Annotated in this window: 19 protein-coding genes and 1 pseudogene; 13 read left to right on the forward strand and 7 right to left on the reverse strand. The window is 30.3% G+C overall.

Translation table 11 applies throughout. The annotated features are described in order from the left end of the window. Positions 1–77 precede the first annotated feature (77 nt). The 4 genes and pseudogenes from glpK to AXY43_RS10895 all read right to left on the reverse strand — a co-directional run bounded on the left by glpK (position 78) and on the right by AXY43_RS10895 (position 5,533). Positions 78–1,577, reverse strand: coding sequence for a glycerol kinase GlpK (gene glpK, locus AXY43_RS10880; RefSeq protein ID WP_012060665.1), 1,500 nt, complete (start codon positions 1,575–1,577; stop codon positions 78–80). A gap of 292 nt (positions 1,578–1,869) precedes the next feature. Beyond that, a complete protein-coding gene (locus tag AXY43_RS10885; protein WP_105411542.1) occupies positions 1,870–2,427 on the reverse strand; it encodes a glycerol-3-phosphate responsive antiterminator in 558 nt (185 codons plus the stop codon). Between the two features lie 85 nt (positions 2,428–2,512). Beyond that, positions 2,513–3,226 (reverse strand): MIP/aquaporin family protein, encoded by a 714-nt coding sequence (locus AXY43_RS10890; RefSeq protein WP_023973888.1) that lies wholly within the window; start codon positions 3,224–3,226, stop codon positions 2,513–2,515. A 652-nt stretch (positions 3,227–3,878) separates the two neighbouring features. Continuing rightward, positions 3,879–5,533 (reverse strand): annotated as a pseudogene (locus AXY43_RS10895) (nucleoside kinase). Positions 5,534–5,844: 311 nt separating this feature from the next. Between AXY43_RS10895 and AXY43_RS10900 the strand changes: the two are divergent. The 12 genes from AXY43_RS10900 (at position 5,845) to AXY43_RS10955 (ending at position 18,281) form a co-directional block, all read left to right on the forward strand. Further along, positions 5,845–6,543 carry a DUF421 domain-containing protein gene (locus AXY43_RS10900; protein ID WP_017211155.1) on the forward strand — a complete coding sequence of 233 codons (699 nt, stop codon included), beginning with the start codon at positions 5,845–5,847 and terminating at the stop codon, positions 6,541–6,543. After that, complete coding sequence (locus tag AXY43_RS10905) at positions 6,540–6,920, forward strand: DUF4363 family protein (RefSeq protein WP_012060670.1); 381 nt, start codon at positions 6,540–6,542, stop codon at positions 6,918–6,920. Before AXY43_RS10900 ends, AXY43_RS10905 begins: the two co-directional genes overlap by 4 nt. A 343-nt stretch (positions 6,921–7,263) precedes the next feature. After that, entirely contained in the window at positions 7,264–8,487 is a 1,224-nt protein-coding gene (locus tag AXY43_RS10910; protein WP_023973890.1) for an argininosuccinate synthase, read from the forward strand. After that, the gene (gene argH / locus AXY43_RS10915) at positions 8,487–9,872 is read left to right on the forward strand and encodes an argininosuccinate lyase (protein ID WP_023973891.1); all 1,386 of its coding nucleotides are present in this window, start codon (positions 8,487–8,489) and stop codon (positions 9,870–9,872) included. Before AXY43_RS10910 ends, argH begins: the two co-directional genes overlap by 1 nt. 327 nt (positions 9,873–10,199) lie before the next feature. Next, positions 10,200–11,234, forward strand: a complete 1,035-nt coding sequence (argC, locus tag AXY43_RS10920; protein WP_023973892.1) for an N-acetyl-gamma-glutamyl-phosphate reductase — start codon at positions 10,200–10,202, stop codon at positions 11,232–11,234. A 97-nt stretch (positions 11,235–11,331) separates the two neighbouring features. Continuing rightward, positions 11,332–12,555 (forward strand): bifunctional ornithine acetyltransferase/N-acetylglutamate synthase, encoded by a 1,224-nt coding sequence (gene argJ / locus AXY43_RS10925; protein WP_105411543.1) that lies wholly within the window; start codon positions 11,332–11,334, stop codon positions 12,553–12,555. 96 nt (positions 12,556–12,651) lie between these two features. Further along, positions 12,652–13,509, forward strand: coding sequence for an acetylglutamate kinase (argB, locus tag AXY43_RS10930; RefSeq protein WP_017211161.1), 858 nt, complete (start codon positions 12,652–12,654; stop codon positions 13,507–13,509). A gap of 114 nt (positions 13,510–13,623) precedes the next feature. Further along, a complete protein-coding gene (locus AXY43_RS10935; RefSeq protein ID WP_012060676.1) occupies positions 13,624–14,805 on the forward strand; it encodes an aspartate aminotransferase family protein in 1,182 nt (393 codons plus the stop codon). A gap of 95 nt (positions 14,806–14,900) precedes the next feature. Beyond that, a complete protein-coding gene (gene argF, locus AXY43_RS10940) occupies positions 14,901–15,821 on the forward strand; it encodes an ornithine carbamoyltransferase (RefSeq protein WP_023973895.1) in 921 nt (306 codons plus the stop codon). Between the two features lie 346 nt (positions 15,822–16,167). After that, complete coding sequence (locus AXY43_RS10945; protein ID WP_171983594.1) at positions 16,168–17,262, forward strand: GIY-YIG nuclease family protein; 1,095 nt, start codon at positions 16,168–16,170, stop codon at positions 17,260–17,262. Between the two features lie 220 nt (positions 17,263–17,482). Further along, positions 17,483–17,611, forward strand: a complete 129-nt coding sequence (locus AXY43_RS28440; protein ID WP_257792340.1) for a hypothetical protein — start codon at positions 17,483–17,485, stop codon at positions 17,609–17,611. A 43-nt stretch (positions 17,612–17,654) separates the two neighbouring features. Then, positions 17,655–18,281, forward strand: a complete 627-nt coding sequence (locus AXY43_RS10955; protein ID WP_023973897.1) for a flavodoxin family protein — start codon at positions 17,655–17,657, stop codon at positions 18,279–18,281. A gap of 210 nt (positions 18,282–18,491) precedes the next feature. Here the strand turns inward: AXY43_RS10955 and AXY43_RS10960 are convergent, their stop codons facing one another. Further along, entirely contained in the window at positions 18,492–19,862 is a 1,371-nt protein-coding gene (locus tag AXY43_RS10960) for a glycoside hydrolase family 1 protein (protein WP_039769964.1), read from the reverse strand. A gap of 158 nt (positions 19,863–20,020) precedes the next feature. Here AXY43_RS10960 and AXY43_RS10965 point away from each other — a divergent pair, with 158 nt between their 5' ends. Further along, positions 20,021–20,623 carry a GntR family transcriptional regulator gene (locus AXY43_RS10965; protein WP_105411544.1) on the forward strand — a complete coding sequence of 201 codons (603 nt, stop codon included), beginning with the start codon at positions 20,021–20,023 and terminating at the stop codon, positions 20,621–20,623. Positions 20,624–20,857: 234 nt separating this feature from the next. On the opposite strand, the gene AXY43_RS10970 is transcribed toward AXY43_RS10965, so the two are convergent. Next, positions 20,858–22,333: an amino acid permease gene (locus tag AXY43_RS10970; protein ID WP_023973900.1), complete on the reverse strand. Its 1,476-nt coding sequence runs from the start codon at positions 22,331–22,333 to the stop codon at positions 20,858–20,860. Positions 22,334–22,612: 279 nt separating this feature from the next. After that, positions 22,613–23,932 carry an MFS transporter gene (locus tag AXY43_RS10975; RefSeq protein WP_023973901.1) on the reverse strand — a complete coding sequence of 440 codons (1,320 nt, stop codon included), beginning with the start codon at positions 23,930–23,932 and terminating at the stop codon, positions 22,613–22,615. Between the last annotated feature and the right edge of the window lie 51 nt (positions 23,933–23,983).

Below are 23,983 nucleotides of genomic sequence, written 5' to 3' on the forward strand. Positions count from 1 at the left end.
AGGGTACATTATAATGCTCAAAGCTTGTGATTAACTTAGACTAATTTGGAATAATAAACACTTATTAAAGTATCATTCTATTCCTCTTCCCATCCTTCTGCTCTCTTAACTGCTTTTTTCCATCCTTTATATAATTTTTCCTTCTTCTCTTCTGCTAAGTTTGGAGAATAAGACTGACTTACAGCCCACTTTTCAGCTATTTCTTCTTTTGATTTCCAGAAACCTACAGCAAGTCCTGCTAAATATGCTGCACCAAGAGCTGTTGTTTCAGTTATAATAGGTCTTACAACCTCTGCCCCTGTTATATCAGCTTGGAATTGCATTAATAAATTATTTCTACTTGCTCCACCATCAACTTTAAGTCTTGTTAATTTACATCCTGCATCCTCTTGCATTGCATCTATAAGATCCTTAGATTGATATGCAATAGATTCAAGAGCAGCTCTTATTATATGATTTCTATTAGCACCTCTTGTAAGTCCGAAGATAGCGCCTCTTGCATACATATCCCAATATGGAGCTCCAAGTCCTGTAAATGCTGGAACAACATATACTCCACCATTGTCTTCTACTTTCTGTGCAAAATACTCTGTATCTGCTGCATCAGTAACTAACTTAAGTTCATCTCTAATCCATTGAATAACGGCACCACCAACAAATACTGAACCTTCTAATGCATATTGTACTTTTCCATCTATACCAACTGCAATAGTACTTACTAATCCATTTTTACTATGAATCATTTTTTCTCCTGTATTCATAAGTAAGAAGCATCCTGTTCCATAAGTATTTTTAACACTACCTTCTTCAAAACAAGTTTGTCCAAATAGAGCGCATTGTTGATCCCCTGCCATACCTGCTATTGGAACTCTAACGCCTCCTGTTCCTCCAAGATTTGTGTATCCATAAACTTCTGATGAATTTTTAACTTCTGGTAACATTGATTTTGGAATGTTAAGCTTTTCTAGGATTCTTTCATCCCATCTTAATTCCTTTATATTATAAAGCATTGTTCTAGAAGCATTAGTATAATCTGTTACATGAACCTTACCATTTGTAAGTTTCCACACTAACCAAGTATCTACTGTACCAAATAATAATTCACCTTTCTCTGCTCTCTCTCTAGCACCTTCTACGTTGTCTAATATCCATTTTATTTTAGTTGCTGAAAAATATGCGTCCAAAAGTAATCCTGTATTTTCTTTTACATATTCACTAAATTCTTTGTCTAGTTTAAGTTCTTCTATTATACCTGCTGTTCTTCTACATTGCCATACTATTGCATTGTATACTGGTTCTCCAGTATTTTTATCCCAAACTATTGTTGTTTCTCTTTGGTTAGTAATTCCTATAGCTGCTACTTCTTCTTGAGTTATATTAGTCTTTGCAATAACTTCTTGTAAAACTCCATATTGGCTTGCCCATATTTCTAAAGGATTATGTTCAACCCATCCTTGGTTTGGATAAATTTGAGTAAATTCTTTTTGACTCACTCCTAATATATTTTGTTCTTTATCAAAGATTATTGCTCTTGAGCTTGTAGTTCCTTGATCTAATGCTAATATATACTTTTTCATACAAAAACACCCTGCTTTCTAATATTTATATATTCTAATATTTACCTAGAAAAGGTTAAATTTATTATTTATATTTTAGGAAATGAATTTAACAAATAGTTGACCTAAAAAATTGAGTTAGTGTTCTAGACGTAATTTTAGCGACAATTAAAGCCACATAAAACATCCATTTATACAGAAGCAATAATATTTATTTTTACTGCCTCGTACAAATTTTAAATTTACTCAGTCCATTAAGTGTTTCCCAAGTAAATTCAGTTTTATGTGGCTTTATTCTCTAATTCTCTTCAGCCTACATATTCCAAATTTCTTTTTTAGTTGTAGATACGCATGTTGCTCCTGAATTTAATGCCTGCATTACCTCTTCCTTAATTTCAATTAGTCCTCCAGCAACGACTGGCTTACTAGAATACTTTGAAATGATTTCAATTACCTTTGGAATTATTCCCGGCAGTACCTCTATTGCATCGCATTCAGAAATCATATGATTTTTTACATTGTTTAAAGAAAGTGTATCAAATATAAAAACTCTTTGAACTCCTAGTAAATTATACTTTTTTGCTAGTTTTACAACTTGTGGCTTTGTACTTATTATTCCACTAAATTTAGTTTCTTCTTTAATATACTTTACAACAATTTCCTTATTCGTAAATCCTTCAACTAAATCTATATGGATTATTCCTATTTTATTTCTAGATGTTATAATTTCACTTATCTCTTTAATATTCATTACATCTCCAAATAAAACAAATATAACTTGAGCTTCTGAATCTAATGCCTGATTTAATTGTTCTTCATTTTTTACTGCTGCTATAATTGGATTTTCTTCTAATAACTCTTTTATATTCATTGGCCCTCCCATGTAATTGTTTTCTTTTTTATTCTTAGTATTACATAGTTGTTTGTCTCTGTCAATTCTAACTATTAATTAACTTTTATAATATTCCATGTAATATTACATAAAATAATGCAGCTAAAGTTCCTCCTACAATTGGGGCAACAACAGGAATCCATGCATATCCCCAATTAGAATCTCCCTTATCAGGTATAGGTAATACTGCATGTGCGATTCTTGGCATTAAATCTCTTGCTGGATTAATTGCATATCCTGTTGGGCCTCCTAGGCTTACACCAATAGCCAAAATTAAAAATGCTACAAACAATGTTCCCATTCCATTTGATAGATTTTGATCTCCCATTCCTAAAATTGCATAAACTAGTACAAATGTTCCTACAAGCTCAGTTATAAAATTAATTGAAGTATTCTTTACTTGAGGGCCTGTACAAAATACACCAAGTTTGCTTCCTTTATCTTCAGTAGCTTTAAATTGATCATTATAAACAATAAATACCAAAACTGCTCCTAAAAATGCACCAATACATTGTCCAGCTAAATAAATCGGAACTTGAGCCCATGCCACTTTACCTATTACTGCTAACGCAATTGTTAATGCTGGATTAAAATGAGCCCCACTATAACTTCCAAAAATCAATGCTGGAATTCCTACCGCAAAAGCCCATCCTATTGCAATTACTATTAATCCTGCTCCTGATCCACCTGATTTTTTTAATACGACATTGGCTACAACACCGTCACCTAATAAAATAAGTAATAAAGTTCCTACTAGCTCTGCAAAAAAAATTGTCATAACATTATCTCCCTTCTACTTCACAATACTTGTTTATTTTTTAACATTTTAGAACGGTTAATATTACTAGAAAACAACTCATTACATAATATTCATAATTTATTTTAGTATGACTGATTTAATTTAAAAGTTCTAAATCAATGTACATTAAGTAATTTTGGCCATAAGTATAGCCACATAAAACTCCTTACATTTTAAACAATCATATATTTCTAACTGTTTAAAACATAAGTTTTAAATTTACTTGGTAATCATAAGATTTCTTAAGTAAACTTAGTTTTATGTGGCTTTATTCTCTATTTCTCTATAGCCTACATTTCTAAAATTTTTTCAGAACTGCAATGTAATTGTTTTCTTGTTAGATTTAGTATCACATATTTACTTTATAGTGTCAAGCTTAGTTAATAATATAACAATTAAAATCAATACATATTATTTGCTCATTCATTCTTAATTACTTGACTGCCAATGCATCTTATTTCATATCTAATTATTGTTTCTTATTTTCTTCTTTTAATCCTTATTTTTACAATGAAACATTGTTAATATTTTATCTATTATAAATTTATCTTAAGAACACAAGAACTATAGATAAATGTTCAAATTTATCTATAGTTCTATATAATAATATTAGTGAAATAACATACTTAATTTAATATTCATAAAAAGCTGATCCTCCGATAAATTCTCTTAACAGAGAATTCTTTGGCACTTCATCAACATTAATCTCTTTGAAAAAGTTCAAAAACGATTTTAATCTTATAGCTTCTGAATAAACTGAACTTTCTTCCGTTATTTCATCTAGCTCTTTTAATGCATATGGCTTTAAAACTCCGAGTTCATAAACCAATGTAGAATTAAATGCTACATCAGCACCTTCTTGATAAACAAATATATTATTTTTTTCTCCTTTCTTTATAGATTTCCACATTTTTAAAGTTTCTTCGGCCTTATATCCTCTTGATAATGAATCTCTAACTATTCTTCTCACCTTTCGTACATCTGTTGTAGAAATTCTATTATGATTATCTATATTTAGCTGTGTCAATGCCGATATATATATTTTAAATACATTCCTATTTAAATTGCTTGAAATTAAATTTGGATTTAAACCATGTATCCCCTCAAGTATCAAAACTCCATTTTTAGGTAATTTAACTTTATAGTCATTCCATTCTTTTTCCCCAGTTTTAAAATTATAAGTAGGAAGGTCCACTTCCTCTCCACTCATTAACCTTTCCAAATTATCATTCAACAAACTCAAGTCCAATGCATCAATTGATTCATAGTTATAATCTCCATTCTCATCTTTCGGCGTTTCTTCTCTATTTACAAAATAGTTATCCAAAGACAATGGTATAGGTATTAATCCATTCACTCTCAATTGTATACTTAACCTATTCGCAAAAGTGGTTTTTCCTGAGGATGATGGGCCAGCGATAAGTATGATTTTTACATCTTTTCTATCTAAAACATCATCAGCTATATTAGCTATTTTCTTTTCATGAAGCCCCTCTGAAACCATAATTATATTTCTTAATTCATTGTTAAGCACTTTTTCATTTAGAGTCCCGACATCTTCAATTCCTAAAATGTTTAGCCATCTTTGAGTCTCTATGAAAATTTTTGTTAAGCTCTTCTCTTCTCTAAATTCAGCTAATTCACTTAGATTAGTCTCTTCTGGCCTCTGTAAAATGAATCCTGATTCATACTTAAATACATCAAATTTATTTATGATACCTGTTGAATATCCCATAGGACCATAAAAATAATCATACCGTCCTTCAAGCTCATAAAGATGAACATGCTTTATATCACAATACTTTAAAAGCTTAACTTTATCATCCATCTTATATCCTTCAAAAATCTTAATAGCTTCTTCTTTTGACGTTCTCATACTCTTAATTGGTACATTTCTATCTATTATTTCTTGCATCTTAACCTTTATCTTATCAATTTCACCTTTACTTAATGGATTTTCCTTATGAACTTCTCCATATACTGCCTTACTTATAGCATGGTCTATTGTTATCTTTGATTCTGGAAATAAATCCAATGCTACCTTTATAAATATAAACTGTAAAGTTCTTGTGAATATTTTCATTCCAAGTTCTGTATCGAATCCTATTAATTCTACTTCCCCATCATCCTCTATTACTTCAGTTATTCACAATACCTTCCATTTAATTTGCATATAGCTATGTCTTTAACCCTATCTTTGTAATTACCCATAATTAATTCATAAAAAGTCAGTCCTTTTTTAGCTTTAATTTTCTTATATTTAAATTCAATCCCTCTACACTCCATACTATTCAAACCTTTCTTTCTATAATTTGATTATCCCTTTAGATTTTAATTCCACAATTTGAAAATTAAGCTTTCCGTCTCTGTAAAGTCTCTTATTCTAATTGCATTCAAATATTTGGGTACCATAATAATCATTTCAAATATATTATATACACTATTTCCAAAAAAGATAAACTTTTTTATTAAGTATATAAAATAAAATATCAATTCCAAACTTACTATGAAATGTTCTTATTTAGCATAGCTGCTTTTTCTTTAGGTGTGTATATTAATTTTATTTTTGCAAATATTATTTTCGAGGTGATTTTTTAATGTTTGTAGTATCAATCAGAACTGCTATTTTATATTTATTGGTTGTATTAACTATGAGGCTAATGGGAAAAAGGCAAATAGGAGAACTTCAGCCTTATGAATTTGTAATAACTATTATGATTTCAGACTTAGCATCATTGCCAATGCAAGACACAAGGCTCCCATTATTATTAGGTATTATACCAATTATAACATTGCTATTTTTAAAAACACTTTTAACACAAATAGGATTAAAATTTCAATATACCCGAAAGCTCGTGGATGGAGAGCCCTGCATATTAGTCCATAAAGGAAAAATTAATTACTCAACGCTAAAAAAGCAACAATTAAATATAGATGAGTTACTAGAAGAGTTAAGACTTGCCAATTATTTTAATCTTGATGAAATTCAATATGCAATTTTAGAGAATGATGGTCAAATATCTATATTACCAACAGATTATAATTCTTCTAATACATCAAATTCAGGAAATACTGCTCAAAATACTGAAGCAAAATTGCCAAAAGTATTAATTTCTGATGGTGAAGTAAATAAAAACTCACTAACTTCCATGAATAAAGATGAAGAATGGATATCTAATCTACTTAAAAAGCACAATATTAAATCAATAAAGCATGTCCTTATTGCTTTATATGATACAGAAGGCAAATTTAAATATCAACTTTTTGATAAATACGAAAAGGAGGATGCGCAATGAGAAATGCTATAATATCAATACTTTTGTTTCTCCTAACCATGTCATGCGTATATTTTTTAAATAAGTCTGTCATTAGTTTATGCGATAATATTGAAATGCAAACTGAAGATATCGAACTTAATATCGCAAGTGACAAAATGGAGGATGCCTATTATCAGTCTCTTGAATTATTAAATACTATTCAAGATAATAATGTTTTAACATCTCTTTATCTTAGCCATCAAGAATTTGATAATTTGCTAAATGAAGCTTTAAGGTTATCTACATATCTTGTTCATAAAGATTCAACTGAAGCGCATACATCTCTACATTTAGTAAAGCATAATACTGATCATCTAAAGAAGTTACAATCTCCAAATTTCGAGAATATTTTCTAATAGAACATTGACATGCAAACTTTTATTATATATACAAAAATTTCGCATATATAAACATTCACTTTATCCGCACAATTATGCACCACAATAATTCATGCATAAAAGCCAGTACTATTTGCATAAATTATTGTTTTTTCTGCATAAACATTATTTATTAATGCATATTTTTAATATTTTTATGAATATTTTTTCATTTTATACTTGATTATTCTTTTGCAAAACTGTATAATTATAAACATCAATTAGGTATTATAAATCAGATTAATTTATTGATTATATTTAAGAAAATAGCATTGCATGTATGTTTATGCATTTTATATGATTATTTAGGAGGGCTTTTAAAATGATAAAATATAACAAAGTAGTTTTAGCTTATTCAGGAGGACTAGATACATCGATTATTATCCCATGGCTTAAAGAAAATTACGGGTGTGAAGTAATTGCTGTATGCGGAAATGTAGGACAAAAGGACGAGCTTGATGGATTAGAAGAAAAAGCAATAAAAACAGGAGCATCAAAATTATATATTGAAGATTTAACTCAAGAGTTCGTTGATGATTATATCTTCCCTACTATTCAAGCTGGTGCTATATATGAAGGCAAATATCTTCTTGGGACCTCATTTGCTAGACCAATAATCGGAAAAAGGTTAGTTGAAATTGCTAAAGCAGAGGGAGCAGATGCAATTTGTCACGGATGCACAGGTAAAGGAAATGACCAAGTAAGATTTGAAATGGCAGTTAAAGCATTTGCTCCAGAAATGCCAATAATTGCTCCATGGAGAATTTGGGATATTAAATCAAGAGAAGACGAAATAGATTATGCAGAGGCTAAAAATGTTCCATTAAAAATCAATCGTGAAACAAACTATAGTAAGGATAAAAATATATGGCATTTAAGCCATGAAGGCTTAGATTTGGAATTTCCTGAAAATGAACCACAATATGATAAGATCTTAGAACTTTGCAAAACCTTAGAGGCAGCTCCAAACGAAGCAACTTATATAACATTATTATTCGAAAAAGGAATTGCTGTTTCTTTAAATGGCAAAAAAATGAACAGCGTTGAATTACTAGATGAATTAAATAAAATCGGTGGAGAAAATGCTATTGGTATAACTGATATGGTAGAAAACAGACTTGTTGGTATGAAATCAAGAGGTGTTTATGAAACTCCAGGAGGAACTATTCTTTATAAAGCACATAAAGATCTAGAAGAACTTTGCTTAGATAAGGAAATAGCTCATTATAAAGAGCAAATTGCTTTAAAATTTGCTGATTTAGTATATAACGGTCAATGGTTCACTCCTCTTAGAGAAGCATTAACTGAATTCGTTAATAAAACTCAAGAAACAGTTACAGGAGAAATTAAATTAAAATTATACAAAGGAAATATTGTCAATGCCGGCATGACTAGCCCATACTCACTATATAGCGAAGAATATGCAACTTTCGGAGAAGATGGAGTATACGATCAAAAGGATTCTGCTGGATTCATTAATCTATACGGTCTTCCAACAGTTGTAAAAGCTAAAATGCAAGAAAAAATTAAGAAAGAGGAAATGTAATGAAGCTTTGGGGCGGACGATTCAAAAAAGGCACTGACAAATTAGTTAATGATTTTAATTCTTCTATAAATGTTGATAGCAGAATGTATAAAGAAGATATTGAAGGCAGTCTAGCTCATGCTTCCATGCTTGGAAATCAAAATATAATTTCTAAGGAAGCTAGTGATAGAATTACTTCTGGTCTTCTAGAAATATTAAAAAGAATGGATAATGGAGTTATAGAAATTGATGAAACTTCTGAAGACATTCATAGTTTTGTTGAAGGTACTTTGACATATTACATTGGTGAATATGGAAAAATGCTTCATACTGGAAGAAGCAGAAATGACCAAGTAACTTTAGATTTAAGATTATATTTAAAGAAAGCTATAACATCATTAAAACAAGATATAATAGCTTTGGAAGAAGTTCTCTTAGAAAAAGCTAATGAAAACATAGGTACAATAATGCCAGGATATACTCATATGCAAAAGGCTCAGCCAATTACATTTGCTCATCATCTTTTAGCTTATGCTGAAATGTTTAAAAGAGATCTAGGAAGACTTTCTGATTGCTATAAACGTGTTGATGAGATGCCACTTGGATCTGGAGCACTAGCAACATCCACATACCCTATTGATAGAGAAGCTGTTGCTCGTGATCTTGGTTTTTCAAAGGTTACACTAAATAGTTTAGATTCTGTCTCTGATAGAGATTATGCTATCGAAACACTTTCTTGCCTTTCAATGATAATGATGCATTTATCAAGATTTTCAGAGGAAATAATTCTTTGGTGTACTAATGAATTTAGCTTTATCGAACTTGATGATGGTTATAGCACTGGAAGCAGTATTATGCCTCAAAAGAAAAATCCTGATGTTGCAGAATTAGTTAGAGGTAAGACTGGTAGGGTTTATGGAGATCTTATGACTTTACTTACTGTTATGAAAGGAATTCCTCTCGCTTATAATAAAGATATGCAGGAAGATAAAGAAGCTCTATTTGATGGATTAGATACAGTTATTCTTTCCCTTAAAACTTTCTGTGGAATGATTAAAACAATGAAAGTTAAGAAAGAAAATATGAGAAAAGGTGCTGGTCTTGGATTTACTAATGCTACAGACGTAGCTGATTACTTGGTAAAAAAAGGTATGCCATTTAGAAATGCTCATGAAGTAGTCGGAGAAATAGTCCTTCAATGTATTAAAGATAACAAAATGATTGAAGAATTAACTATGGCAGAGTTTAAGAGCTTTTCTCCTTCATTTGAAGAAGATATTTACCACGCTATAGATTTACTTACTTGCGTAGAAGAGCGTAAAGTTATAGGTGGTCCTTCTACAGAATCAGTAAAAATTCAAATTGAAGCATTAAAAAATTTTATATCAGAAAATAAGGAAGTCTAATAAGATTAGTAATTATAAAGAAAAAATTTAATATTTTTTTCCTTATAATAATAGCAGCCGTAACATTCCCAGATAACGGCTGCTAAGTCTTAGGCTAAGTACGCCTTAAGTGTACATTATAATATTCCTTGAGGTATATGTTTAACTAAGATTCAGATGGAAATCCTCCTCTAAATCAAGTTCTACTTCATAAAAACTTTCAATTGTCTATGAAATTTCTAACACGAAATTTTATAGACAATTGAAATACTATAGTTAAGAATTAACATACAGAAAATAAATAATATTATTTTGCAATAATCAAATAAACAAGGGGGCTATTTAAAATTGGTTAAAATCGGAATAATCGGTGCCACAGGATATGTAGGCGCTGAACTTTTAAGATTATTATTATCTCACCCAAAGGTTGAAGTTGCAGCTTTAAGTTCAGTTTCTTTTGAGGGGCAAGAGATTAGCAATATATATAAAAATTTTTTAAGCAAAACAAATCTAATTTGCGAGTCTGCACATGATGTTGTTGAAAAGTGTGATGTAATCTTCACCGCCCTACCTCATGGATTAAGTGAAGATATTGCTAAAAAAGCACTAGACAACAAGAAGGTCTGTATTGATATGGGTGCTGATTTTAGATTATCTAGCGAAAAAGAATATGAAAAGTGGTATGGAAAGAAATTCACACAACCTGAAATACACACAGAAAGTGTTTATGGCCTTCCAGAATTAAATAGAGATAAGATCAAAGAATGTTCTTTAATTGCTAATCCTGGTTGTTATCCAACAACTATAGAATTAGGACTAATGCCGTTACTTAAAAATTCATTAATAAAATTAGATAATATTATTTGTGATTCTAAATCTGGAACTACAGGCGCTGGAAGAGGATTAACTTTAAATACTCACTTTCCAGAAGAAAATGAAACTTTTGCTCCATATAAAGTAGGTGCTCATAGACATACACCTGAAATCGAGGAAACATTATCTGTTATGGCAGAAGATAAAGTAAATGTAACATTCACTCCTCACCTACTCCCAATTAATAGAGGCATAGTTTCAACAATTTACTGCATTCCAAAAGATAAAGTCGATCTTGAAGAAATTCATAAACTATATACAGAATTTTATAAAGATGAACGTTTCGTAAATGTACTTCCACTTGGTGATACAGCTTCAATAAAAAACGTACGATTAACAAACGATTGTCATATATCTCTACACTTAAATCATAGAGAAGATCAAATTATTATTATTAGTACTATAGATAACATGATTAAAGGTGCTGCCGGACAAGCAATTCAAAACATGAATATAATTTTAGGTTTTAATGAAGCAGAAGGTTTAAATCTAATTGCACCAGCTTTTTAATTCATATAATTTTTAAATACTAAAAACTTTAACAGATTTAATTATTGATTATGCATTGTGCATCGAGCACTGTGCATTGACTAAGGGGGTTATAAATTTGGATATAAAATATATAGATGGCGGAGTTACAGCTCCTAACGGTTTCTTAGCTTCTGGGGTACACTGTGGATTAAAGCAAGGAAGCTTAAAAAAAGATTTAGCTTTGATTTATTCAGAAGTTCCTGCTGCTGCAGCAGGAATGTATACTAAAAATAAAGTTAAAGGTGCTCCTATTTACGTTACAAAAGAGCATTTATCAAATAAAAAAGCACAAGCAATAATAATAAATAGCGGTAATGCAAATACTTGTAATGGTGATGATGGTTTAATTAAGGCAAAGAAAATGACTTCATTGCAAGCTAATAAACTAAACTTAAAAACAGAAGATGTTTTAGTTGCATCTACGGGAGTAATTGGGGTTCCTTTAAATATAGATGCTATTAAAGACGGTATTCCAATGCTTACTGAAAAGTTATCAAAAGAAGGTTCTAATGATGCATCTTTAGCTATAATGACAACAGATACTTTTCAAAAGCAACTAGCTGTAGAATTTTATATAGGTGATAAGAAAATTACTATGGGAGCGATGGCAAAAGGTTCAGGTATGATTGAACCAAATATGGGAACAATGCTTTCCTTCATTACAACTGATCTTTCTATTGCTCCAGAATTGCTACATGAAGCACTACAATCGAGTGTTGGAGTAACTTATAACAGAGTCAGCGTTGATGGAGATACAAGTACTAATGATATGGTATTAATTTTAGCTAATGGCTTAGCTGAAAATCCTACTATAACTGAAAAAGATGAAAGTTATAATACTTTCTTAAATGCCCTTACTGAGTTAAATACAATTATGGCTAAAAATATAGCTAAAGACGGTGAAGGTGCTACAAAACTATTAGAATGTCAAATAATCGGTGCAAAGAATGAAAAAGATGCAGTTGTTTTAGGTAAAAGTGTAATAAACTCTAGTTTAGTAAAGACTGCAATGTTTGGTAGCGATGCGAACTGGGGAAGAATTCTTTGTGCACTTGGATATGCAAATATTGATTTCGATCCCGAAAAAGTTGATGTTGCCTTTGAAAGTAAGGCTGGCTCAATAAAAGTTTGTGAATCTGGCAGTTCTTTACCCTTCGATGAAGATATTGCAAAAAAGGTTCTTAGCGAAAATGAAATAGTTATTAAAGTTAACTTATCCTTAGGTGATTATAGTGCTTATGTTTGGGGCTGTGACCTAAGTTACGAATATGTGAAAATAAATGGTGATTACAGAAGTTAATCTTAGATTATAAATATATTTTAAACTTATTCCAATGTACAGTTCTTAATATGTTAATTATGAACTGTACATTCTAAATTGACTGGGGGTATTAACTTGTTGAATCATACTGAAAGAGCTGAAGTATTAGTTCATGCACTACCTTATATACAACGTTACCGTGGAAAAATAATAGTAGTAAAATACGGCGGAAATGCAATGATAAGTGATGAACTTAGAGAAACAGTAATAAATGATATTATATTAATGAAATGTGTTGGAATTGAACCAATTGTAGTACATGGTGGCGGTCCTGATATTTCAGATTTATTAAATAGATTAAATCACAAAAGTGAATTTATTAACGGCTTAAGATATACTGATGATATTACCATTGAAGTAGTTCAAATGGTTTTAGGCGGAAAGGTAAATAAAAATTTAGTTTCTTTAATAGAGAAATTTGGAGGAAAGGCCATTGGCTTATGTGGAATGGATGGCTCTCTTTTAAAAGCTAAAAAAATAGAATCTGATAACGACTTAGGGTATGTAGGTGAGATAACTAAGGTTAATACAGAAATATTAAAAACTACTATAAGTTCAGGATATATACCTGTTGTTGGTAGCGTAGCTTTAGGAGAAGATGATAATAAGGCATACAATATAAATGCTGATACTTGCGCAGCAAAAATTGCATCAGCATTAAAAGCTGAGAGATTAATACTGCTTACTGACGTTCCAGGAGTTATGAAAGATCCAAAAGATATATCTACTCTAATTAGCACATTAAGATTACATCAAATACCCAAATTATGCCTTGAAGGGATAATAAAAGGTGGAATGATTCCTAAAATTGATTGTTGCGTTGAAGCAATTAGAATGGGTGTTGAAAAAGCAACTATCCTTGATGGACGTGTACCTCATTCTATTCTTTTAGAGTTATTCTCTAATGAGGGTATCGGAACAATGATTTATTAATCAAAATATTAAAATATTTTAGAAACTTCAAATAAATTTCTCTAATAATAGTTAATGATCTAAAGTTTATACTGGATATTATTAACTATTGAATAATTTAAAGGGGGCAATTTTATGTCATATGATTTTAACGAAGCAAAAGAACACGTTGTTAATAGCTATGGTCGTTTAGATCTTATACTCACTCACGGCGAAGGCGTTTATCTTTATGACCAAGATGAAAATAAATATTTAGATTTTACAAGTGGAATTGGTGTCAGCAGCTTAGGATATGGACATGAAAAATGGGTTAAAGCTACTAGTAATCAATTAAAAACACTTGCTCATACATCGAACATATTTCATACTGAACCAAGTTTAAAACTTGCTAAAGAATTAACTGAAAAAGCCAACATGAGTAAAGTCTTTTTTGCTAATTCTGGCGCTGAAGCTAATGAAGGATCAATTAAACTAGCTAGAAAATACAGTTACGACAAATATGGTGCTGGAAGAAGTAAAATTCTTACTCTAATTCAATCATTTCACGGTAGAACAATAACAACCCTAAAAGCAACTGGTCAAGAGAAATTTCATAAGTACTTCTACCCTTTTACAGAAGGTTTTGATTATGTAAAAGCAAATGATATAGAAGACTTTAAAGCTAAGCTTACAGATGATGTTTGTGCCATAATGCTCGAAGCAATACAAGGTGAAGGTGGTGTTATCCCTCTTGATACAAAATTCGTTCAAGAAGTAGTAAAAGCGTGTAATGAGAAAGATGTTCTTGTAATATTTGACGAAGTTCAATGTGGTATAGGTAGAACAGGTAAAATGTTTGGGTATAATAATTTCAATGTAGAGGCTGATATAGTCTCTGTAGCAAAAGGCCTTGGTGCAGGACTTCCTATAGGCGGAATACTTTGTTCCTCTAAAGTTGCAGATGTATTCAAGCCTGGTGATCATGGCTCAACTTTCGGAGCAAATCCTGTTGTATGTTCTGGTGCTTTAGTTGTTCTTGAAGAGATTTGTAATGAACAATACTTTGAAAAAATATATAAAAGAGGATTATTTGTAAGAGAGCTAATAGATGAAGCTAAAAATCCTCAAATTGTAGATGTACGTGGTATGGGATTAATGATCGGAATAAAGGTGAAATGTGATCCCGCTCTAGTCCAAAAAGAGGCTATAAAAAAAGGATTATTAGTACTTACAGCCGGTAAAGATGTTGTTAGACTTCTCCCACCACTTACTATAACTGAGAAAGAATTAAAAGTTGGTATAGATATTATTCTTGAAATTTTATCTAGCCTTAAGTAAATTTTACTTTGGTATGAATATAATCTTTATCGTATCTTTTGGATTTTCTCCCTAACTGCTTATTTTTCACTTTCTTATTGTTTGGAGGCATATATATGAAAAAAGACTTACTAAAAATGGATGATCTTTCTAAAGAGGAAATTCTGGATATTTTAAATTTAGCAGATCAGTTAAAATACGAACAAAAACATGGCATAGAACATCATCATCTTAAAGGTAAAAGTTTAGGAATGATTTTTGAAAAATCATCTACTAGGACCAGAGTTTCCTTTGAAACCGGCATGTATCAATTAGGTGGAAATTCACTTTTTTTGACTGATAGAGACATGCAAATTGGTCGTGGTGAGCCAATTGAAGACACTGCTAGAGTTCTTTCTAGATTTATACAAGGCATAATGATTAGAACTTTCTCACAAGATGAGGTTGAAAAATTAGCTAAATATGCATCAATTCCGGTTATAAATGGATTAACAGATGAAGAACATCCTTGTCAGGTACTAGCTGATTTAATGACGATAAGGGAAAATAAGAATATATTAGAAGGTCTAAAAGTTGCTTTTATTGGCGATGGTAACAACATGGCCAATTCTCTAATGATTGGCTGCCTAAAAGTCGGCATGAATTTTGCAGTTGCATCTCCTGAGAATTATACGGCATCTAAGAAATACCTTAATAGAGCTAAAGAGATCGCAGAAAAAGAAGGCGTTACTTTTACAATTACTACATCTCCACTTGAAGCAGCTAAAGATGCTGATGTTATAATTACTGATGTTTGGGCTAGTATGGGCAGAGAAGGTGAGGCTAATGAGAGGATTAAAGCCTTTGAAGGATTCCAAGTTAATAAAGAATTAATGACTATTGCTGATAAAAATGCTATGGTGCTTCATTGTCTTCCTGCTCATAGAGGAGAAGAAATTTCAGCTGAAATTTTAGAAGAACATGCTGATTCAATTTTCGATGAATCTGAAAATAGATTACATGCCCAAAAAGCTGTCCTTGTTAAATTAATGAAATAATAAAATTCTAGTTAATAGAAAAATGATATACTTGTTTACTTCGATTGCTAAAAAAATTGCAAAGAATTTCTATCATTTCAAGATAAAAAATTTTTCAATTCACATACGTTCAAACAGTAAAAGTTTTTTATCTTGAAATAATGAAACTCTAATAATTTTTTTCTGATGCACTCTGCGCAAACAACTATATCATTTTTTTATATTTACACATAATTTAAATATTTATTTTATAATTATTATTAATTTTACAGGCGTGATGATAAGATATAATTATATGAATAATTGATTTTTAATTTAACTAATGATAATTTACTCAACATATATTTTTAGAGGAGATAATATGGATATGGATTTAAAAGAAAAAGTAAAAAAACTTCCTTCTTCACCTGGTGTATATCTTATGAAGGATTCACTGAATAACGTTATTTATGTTGGTAAGTCAAAGAACTTAAAAAGTAGAGTTGGATCATATTTTATAAATTCTAAATCTCATTCTCCTAAAATTCTTAAGTTAGTTCAAAATCTCAAGGATTTTGAGTATAAAATTACTGATACTGAATTTGAGGCTTTTTTGCTTGAATGCAAATTAATAAAGAAAATTAAGCCTGCTTATAATAGGCTAATGAAAAATCCTAAGTCATATTCTTACATAAAAATAGTTCTTAACGAAAAATATCCAAATATTGAAATATCTCATGAATCAAATGAAACGGATGGAAACATTTATTTTGGTCCATATTCAAGAAAAAACATTGTTGAAAAAGGACTTTATGGTATTAAAGAATACTGCAAAATACAATGCAGTATTAATCAGCGAAAAACTTCATCCTGTTTTAACTACTCTCTAGGATTATGTATTGGAATGTGTTTAGATACTACACCACGAGAAGAGTATCTTAATATATTAAATAAAATAATAAATCTTCTTAATGGTAATGATAAAATCATTCTCCAGGAAATGGAACATATAATGAATAGCGCTTCTGAAAAATTTGATTTTGAAACTGCCGCTAAATATAGGGATTACATAAGCTCAGTAAATTATTTGCTAGAGAAAATTAAAATTGTCAAATTTACTAAAAAAAATAGAAATATTGCTTTGCTTGAATATTTAGATAATGACATAGTTAAATTTTTTCTTATTAGAGGAAATAAGATACTCTTTAGTGAAAAATATACTTTAAAAAACTTTGATTTAGAAGCATTGAAAGGTATTCTTAAAGATAATATTTTATTTTACTTTAACAATGAAGATGTTCCAATGGAAATTGGAAAAGAAGAAATCGATGAATCTCAAATAATCTACACATATTTAAAAAATAACTCTAATAGCTGCAAACATATTATAATTCCAGAAGAATGGTTAAGCGTTTCAAATAATGATATAAACATACATAATATCCTTAACAAATTGTTACCTAGTATAAAAAATGATACCTAATAATAAAATTGTGCCTACTTGTTCGTAATTGTACAAGTAGGTATAATTATTATACTAAGTTCATTTAACTAAGTATAATAATTTATAAAAGGAGATTTTAACTATGGAATTAATGAAAGTAATCGCAATGCGTAAATCTACTAGAAGCTATAAATCTGAGTAAATCAGTGATGAATCTTTAAATACTATTATTAATGCTGGCTGTGCAGCACCAGTAGGGATGGGTGCATATAACTCAGTTCATCTAACTGTTATTCAAAATTCCGACTTATTAGATAAAATTACAGCAGTTACTGCAAAAGTATTTGGAAATCCAAACATAAACTTCAATCCAATAGTGAATTATTAAAAATTTTATATAAATTTGTTCGATTAAATAGTGAGGTGTGAAAATGAAAGTATTACTTATTAATGGTAGTCCAAAAGCTAAAGGATGTACCTATACCGCTTTATGTGAAGTAGCCGGTGAATTAGAAAAAGAAAATATTGAAACAGAAATCTTTCAAATAGGAAATAAACCTATTAGTGGCTGTATTGGTTGTGGTGGCTGCTATAAAAGTGGTGAAGGTAAATGCGTATTTAGTGATGATATCGTAAATATCGCTTTAGAGAAGGCAAAAGAAGCTGATGGATTTATATTCGGTTCACCTGTTCATTACGCTGCTCCTTCAGGTTCAATTACATCTTTTTTAGACCGATTCTTTTATGCTGGAAATTGCTTTGCACATAAACCTGGTGCTGCAGTTGTAAGCTGCCGTAGGGGCGGAGCTGCTTCAGCTTTTGATCAATTAAATAAATATTTTACTATTTCAAATATGCCGGTTGTTTCATCTCAGTATTGGAATATGGTTCACGGTAATACTCCTGAAGAAGTTAAACAAGATTTAGAAGGAATGCAGACAATGAGAATGCTTGGCAAAAATATGGCATGGCTTCTAAAGTCCATAGATGCTGGTAAAAAAGCAGGTATTTCATTGCCTGAAAGTGAACCTAGAGTTGCAACTAATTTTATTAGATAGCTCTATTTTAGAAAAAGGATTTAATAAAAGATGTATTTTCTTAACTTTTATTAAATCCCTCTTACACTTATCAATTAATTAAATATATATTACAATTAAACTTCTGTACTCTAGTTTTAATTTATCGCTTCCTTATTAAAGTTTTAAATCTAAACTTACTAATTCAACATATAACTTCTTTAGCTATACTATACTACCTTAATGGCTGTCTTATAATTGTTTCCCATTAGTAGAAATTACATTTTTAAACCACTCAAAGCTCTTTTTCTTATACCTTTTTAAATCTCTTAAATCTGATTCATCACGATTTACAAATATAAATCCATACCTTTTTTTCATCTCACCTTGTGAACTTAAAATGTCAGTACATCCCCAAGTTAGGTATCCTATAACCTCAACGCCTTCTTCCATGGCTAATTTCATTTGCTTTATATGTGCTCTCAAATAATCTATTCTATAATCGTCCTCTACAGTTTTATTTTCATTCAATTCTTCTCTAACACCAATCCCATTTTCAGTTACAAAGATTGGCATTTTATATCTTGCATATATCTCTTTTAAAGCTATTCTAAAACCTATAGGATCAATAGCCCATCCCCATTCATTTTTCTTTAATAGTGGATTTGGTGTCATTCCTTTTACTATACTCTCCGTATCCTCCGGATCATCTTTTACAGTTGAACTTTGATAATAACTAAATGTCAAATAGTCCACTGTATTTTCTTTTAATAACTCTTCATCTCCGTCTTCGAATATTGGCTTTATGTCTCTACTTTTCCACCTACTTGTCACATATGTTGGATATTCACCATTAGCAAATACATCAAAATAGAGATCATTAAAGAGCTCTTTTACTTTTAAGTTTGCTAATGCGTCCTCAGGTTTACACGTCATTGGATATGTTGTCATATAAGTAACCATTCCGCCCATTTTTCCATCTGGAATTATTTCATGCATCAGTTTAGTTGCTTTAGCATGAGCTATAAACACATTGTGACATACTTGATACGCTAAAGCTTCTTTATTAACATTATTACTTACTTTTACTCCCCACAACTCCATACGCGGAATAACTAAATTTTGCTCATTGAATGTTATCCAGTATTTCACTTTATTTTTGAATCTTTCAAATACTACTCCTACATATTTCTCAAATAAATCTACAACTTTTCTTGATGCAAATCCATTATATTTTTTCGCTAACGCCTCTGGTAAATCAAAATGGTAAAGTGTTATAATTGGCTCTATTCCATTAGCTAATAATTCATCAAATAAATCATTATAAAAACTTATCCCTTCTTCGTTAACTTCACCTTCTCCATCTGGAATAATTCTTGTCCATGAGATACTTGTACGATAACTATTTATTCCTAGCTCCTTAAACAATGCTATATCTTCTTTATATCTATGATAGAAATCAACGGCTACTTCCCAATTAGAAAAACCTTCTTTTATTTCTCTTTTATCTACTATAGAAATTCCTTTTCCACCTTCATTCCATGCTCCCTCACTTTGAAATGATGTAACCGCACTTCCCCAAAAGAAATTATCAGGAATTATGTTTATATTTTTTTTATTCATAAATTACACTCTCCTCTTATCTTTATACAAAGCATTTAATACTTTAATCACATTTTATATTTATTAAACCTAACTTTCATCACCTGTCTATACAACATTTTTTTTGATTATGCTATAATATATTTAAATAATTTTTATCTATTACGAGGTGAGTAAACTTGAAAAGTGATTATATTATTAACGACTTGATTGAAAAAATTACTTCTGGGAAGCTCTCAGTATCATCTCGTATTCCATCTGAAACTCAGCTAGCAATCAAATATCAATGTAATAGACATACTATAAGAAAAGTAATATCTCATTTAATTGAAAGGTCATATTTGGTTAAATCAATTGATGGCTCAACTTATGTTAATGAATTTAAACTTATTAGTTCATCTGATGAACTTAGCAAATTATTGCAGGTAGAAGTAAATTCTCATGTTTGGCTTATAAAAAGAGTTCGTTATATAGAATCCCATCCTATTCATACAGAAGAGATTTACATGCCATATTCCTTATTTCCAAACCTTAAAACAGAAGATTGTGAATCCAGTTTACTTTCATATATTGAGTCCCAATATGATTATAAAATTAGTCACGGCATCAGAACTGTCAGCTCTATCAAATTAAATAAATATGATAGCGATTTATTAGATTTACCGAACGAGTCTGTTGTAATGCAGATTGAAAATATAGGTTATTTAACTAATAGTAGAGTATATGAATATTCTATAAGCAAATCTAGAGAAAGTAAGTTTCAATATTATTGTAGACGATAAAACTAATATTATATAAATTCGTATCATTAAAAAATTTAGAATAAAAATATCCTTCAAATACTTAATCCCAAAGTCAAGCATTTAAAAGATATCCTTATTTTAGTTATATAATATATATGTTCCATAAAATTTAATTCATTAATATTTATTTAAGGCTATTAGATGCTATCTTAAATAATTTTGTAAAGAATTGGTTATCTTATTTAGAACTTATATATATTTTTTTCTTTCAATCTATTTCTTGCTGCATTTTTTACATTGGCTTTTTTGATTATTATTTCGCTTTGATTCGTTGTCATTTGCAACTTCTTCCGAAAATTCTGTCATCAACTTTGAACGATTCATTTTATTACTAACTCTTGCATAACTATTTTTATTTTTTTCAGTACTTCTAAAATATTTCATTATCATATAAATTGATGAAAATGAAGCTATCATTATCAGTCCTACTATAAGTCCTGGTGCCTGATCTGAAATAAGGGGCATACTAAAAATAACTACAATCATACTTATTAATCCAATCCAAGACGTATACGGAAATCCCGGCATTTGACATTTCCCATCAGGAGGGCATCCATTTCTTTTACGGAATCTTATGTGCGTCGCCATAATTACTGCGTAAGTAAAAAGTAGAGAGAATCCACTTGCTGTTACTAGAAACAGATATATTCTAGGAAATAACAACCCAAATCCTAATCCTAAAAGCATTGAAATTCCAGAAAATACTATAGCCTTGTAAGGAATATCACCTTTATCTTTCAAAAACTTAGGAGCATCACCTTCATCTGCAAGTGATCTTAGCATTCTTGCAATCCCAAACATAGAAGCGAGAGATGCAGAAAGTATAGCTGTAATAAGTACTAAATTAATTACATTTCCAGCCCATGTAATTCCCAATCTATCAAGAGCCGCAACCATTGGACTTATATTTTCGCTTAAATCTGCTGTAGGAATTAACGGAAGTAATGCTATAAGGGAAATTATATAGAGTGATATAAGACTTACAACTGTATAATTAATTGCTTTTGGTATTGTTTTTATTGGATCATCAGCTTCTGAAGCCGCTAAACCTATTATTTCAAAACCAGCATAAGCAAATACTACTATAAGCATTCCTCCTGCAATACCTCCTATGCCACTTGACATAAAAGGCTCTCTCATAAGCTCTCCTGCCCCTACCGCTGTTCTTCCTGGAATTATTCCAGTAACAAGTAGAAAAGATATAATTATAAATGAAATTATTGCAAAAAGCTTTATAGCTGAAAGACCACTAGTGAGCTTACTTAATTTATCAGCCCCTAAAAGATTAAGCAAAGTTACACCAACAATAATTATAGTTCCTCCTATAGCTATTGATATATTCGGAATCCATTCATTCAATAAAATTGATACAGCGGTAGCCTCACTAGACATTGAAAGTACCATACCAATCCAGTAAACCCAGCCAACAACAAATCCTGTTCCAGGACCAAACGCTTCTGATGCAAAAGTCCTAAAAGATCCTGAATGTGGATTTGCAACAGTCATTTCAGATAAAGCATAAAGTATAAAGTATACTAAAATTCCTCCTAATATATAGGATATCAAAACAGATGGTCCTGCCGCATTAATAGCCACCGCTGAGCCAAGAAAAAACGATCCTCCTATTATGCTTCCCAAAGCCATCATTGCGAGCTGCCAAGCAGATAATCCTTTGTTTTTTTTCTTCATAAATATTCTCCTCCGTACTAAAACACCTAAGAAAAGCAAATAAAAGTATTTGCAAATTTCTTAACGATGTACTAAATAACTTCTAGAATATTATTCCTCAAAATTCATATAACATGTACTTTATCTAAATATAAAATTTTATATCTATTATTTTATTTAAAATAAGTTTTAAATATGTAAATTAAATCCATCTAAGAATAAAAGATAAAAGTTAATGCTGGTAACTAGCACTAACTTTTATCTCATCCAAAATTAAATATAAAACTTAATTATTTAATTCTAATTATTTTCTTCTATTTTTCCTACTATAAATATATATGATAATGCTCCTATTAAAGCTAAAATACCTATCAAAGCTATTGCTGGAGTAAAGTTACCTCCTGATACAATAATGCCTATTACAATTGGAATAACTATTGATGATAAAGCTCCAGTGCAGTTAAATACACCACCAGCTAATCCAACTAAATTTTTAGGTGCCAATAATGATACAAATATCCAAGTAATAGTTGCTAATCCATTACCGAAAAATGCTATAGCCATGAACATTACTATTAATGGAGTGCTATCAACAAAATTTGCTCCAATTATAGTTGTTGTTAATAATAATCCAATAATTATTGGAGTTTTTCTTGCTACTCCCATAGAAACTCCTTTTTTTATGAGCTTATCTGATACAAAACCTGAAACTAAAACACCACAAAATGCAGCCAAATATGGTACTGATGAAACAAAACCTGACTTTATAAAACTTAGATGTCTATATTCTACAAGGTATGTTGGAAACCAAGTTAAGAAAAACCAAAATGTTGATGATATAGTGAATTGACCAATATATATTCCTATAAGCTTACGGTTAGAGAACATCATCTTTAAATCGCTAAACTTGAACTGAGCTTTCTCCTTGGTAGTGGAATTATCTACATCCTCATCTTCTACTATACCTCCACCTTCTTTGATATAATTTAGCTCAGCATTATTTATACGTTTACTTTTACTTGGATCTCTATATAATGCATACCAAACAATTGACCATGCTATCCCTACAAATCCTGTAAGTATAAATAAGAATTTCCAACCAAACTTATCCTCTAATATAAATAGTAATGGGCTCACAAATGCTAATCCAACAAATTGAGCTGAAGAGTATATTGCAATAGCAGATGCTCTTTCATTTGTTGGAAACCAACTTGATGCCACCTTATTACTTGCTGGCATCACTGGGGCTTCAAAACATCCTATTGATAAACGTAAACCTAAAAGTGATCCAAATCCACCTACAATACTTTGTAATAATGTAGCTAATGACCATATAAATAAACTACATGCATATACAGCACGAGGCTTAAATCTATCAACTAAGTATCCGCTAGGTATTTGCAATGCAGCATATACCCATCCAAACGCTGAAAATATTAATCCCATTTGAACAGTTGATAATTTCAAATCTTTAGACATATGAGATGCTGCTACAGATATATTTGAACGATCCATGTAATTTATTACTATATTTATAAATATTAGAGCTAATACTAAATATCTTACTCTAGTTGGCTTCTCTTCAGTCAAATTAGTCTTATAATTATTATTTATATTCATATTGTTTATTCCTTCCTATCTTTAAATAAATTATTCTCTATTTAGACGAAT

It is taken from the genome of Clostridium sp. MF28, from assembly GCF_002969175.1.
Lineage (GTDB): Bacteria > Bacillota > Clostridia > Clostridiales > Clostridiaceae > Clostridium > Clostridium beijerinckii.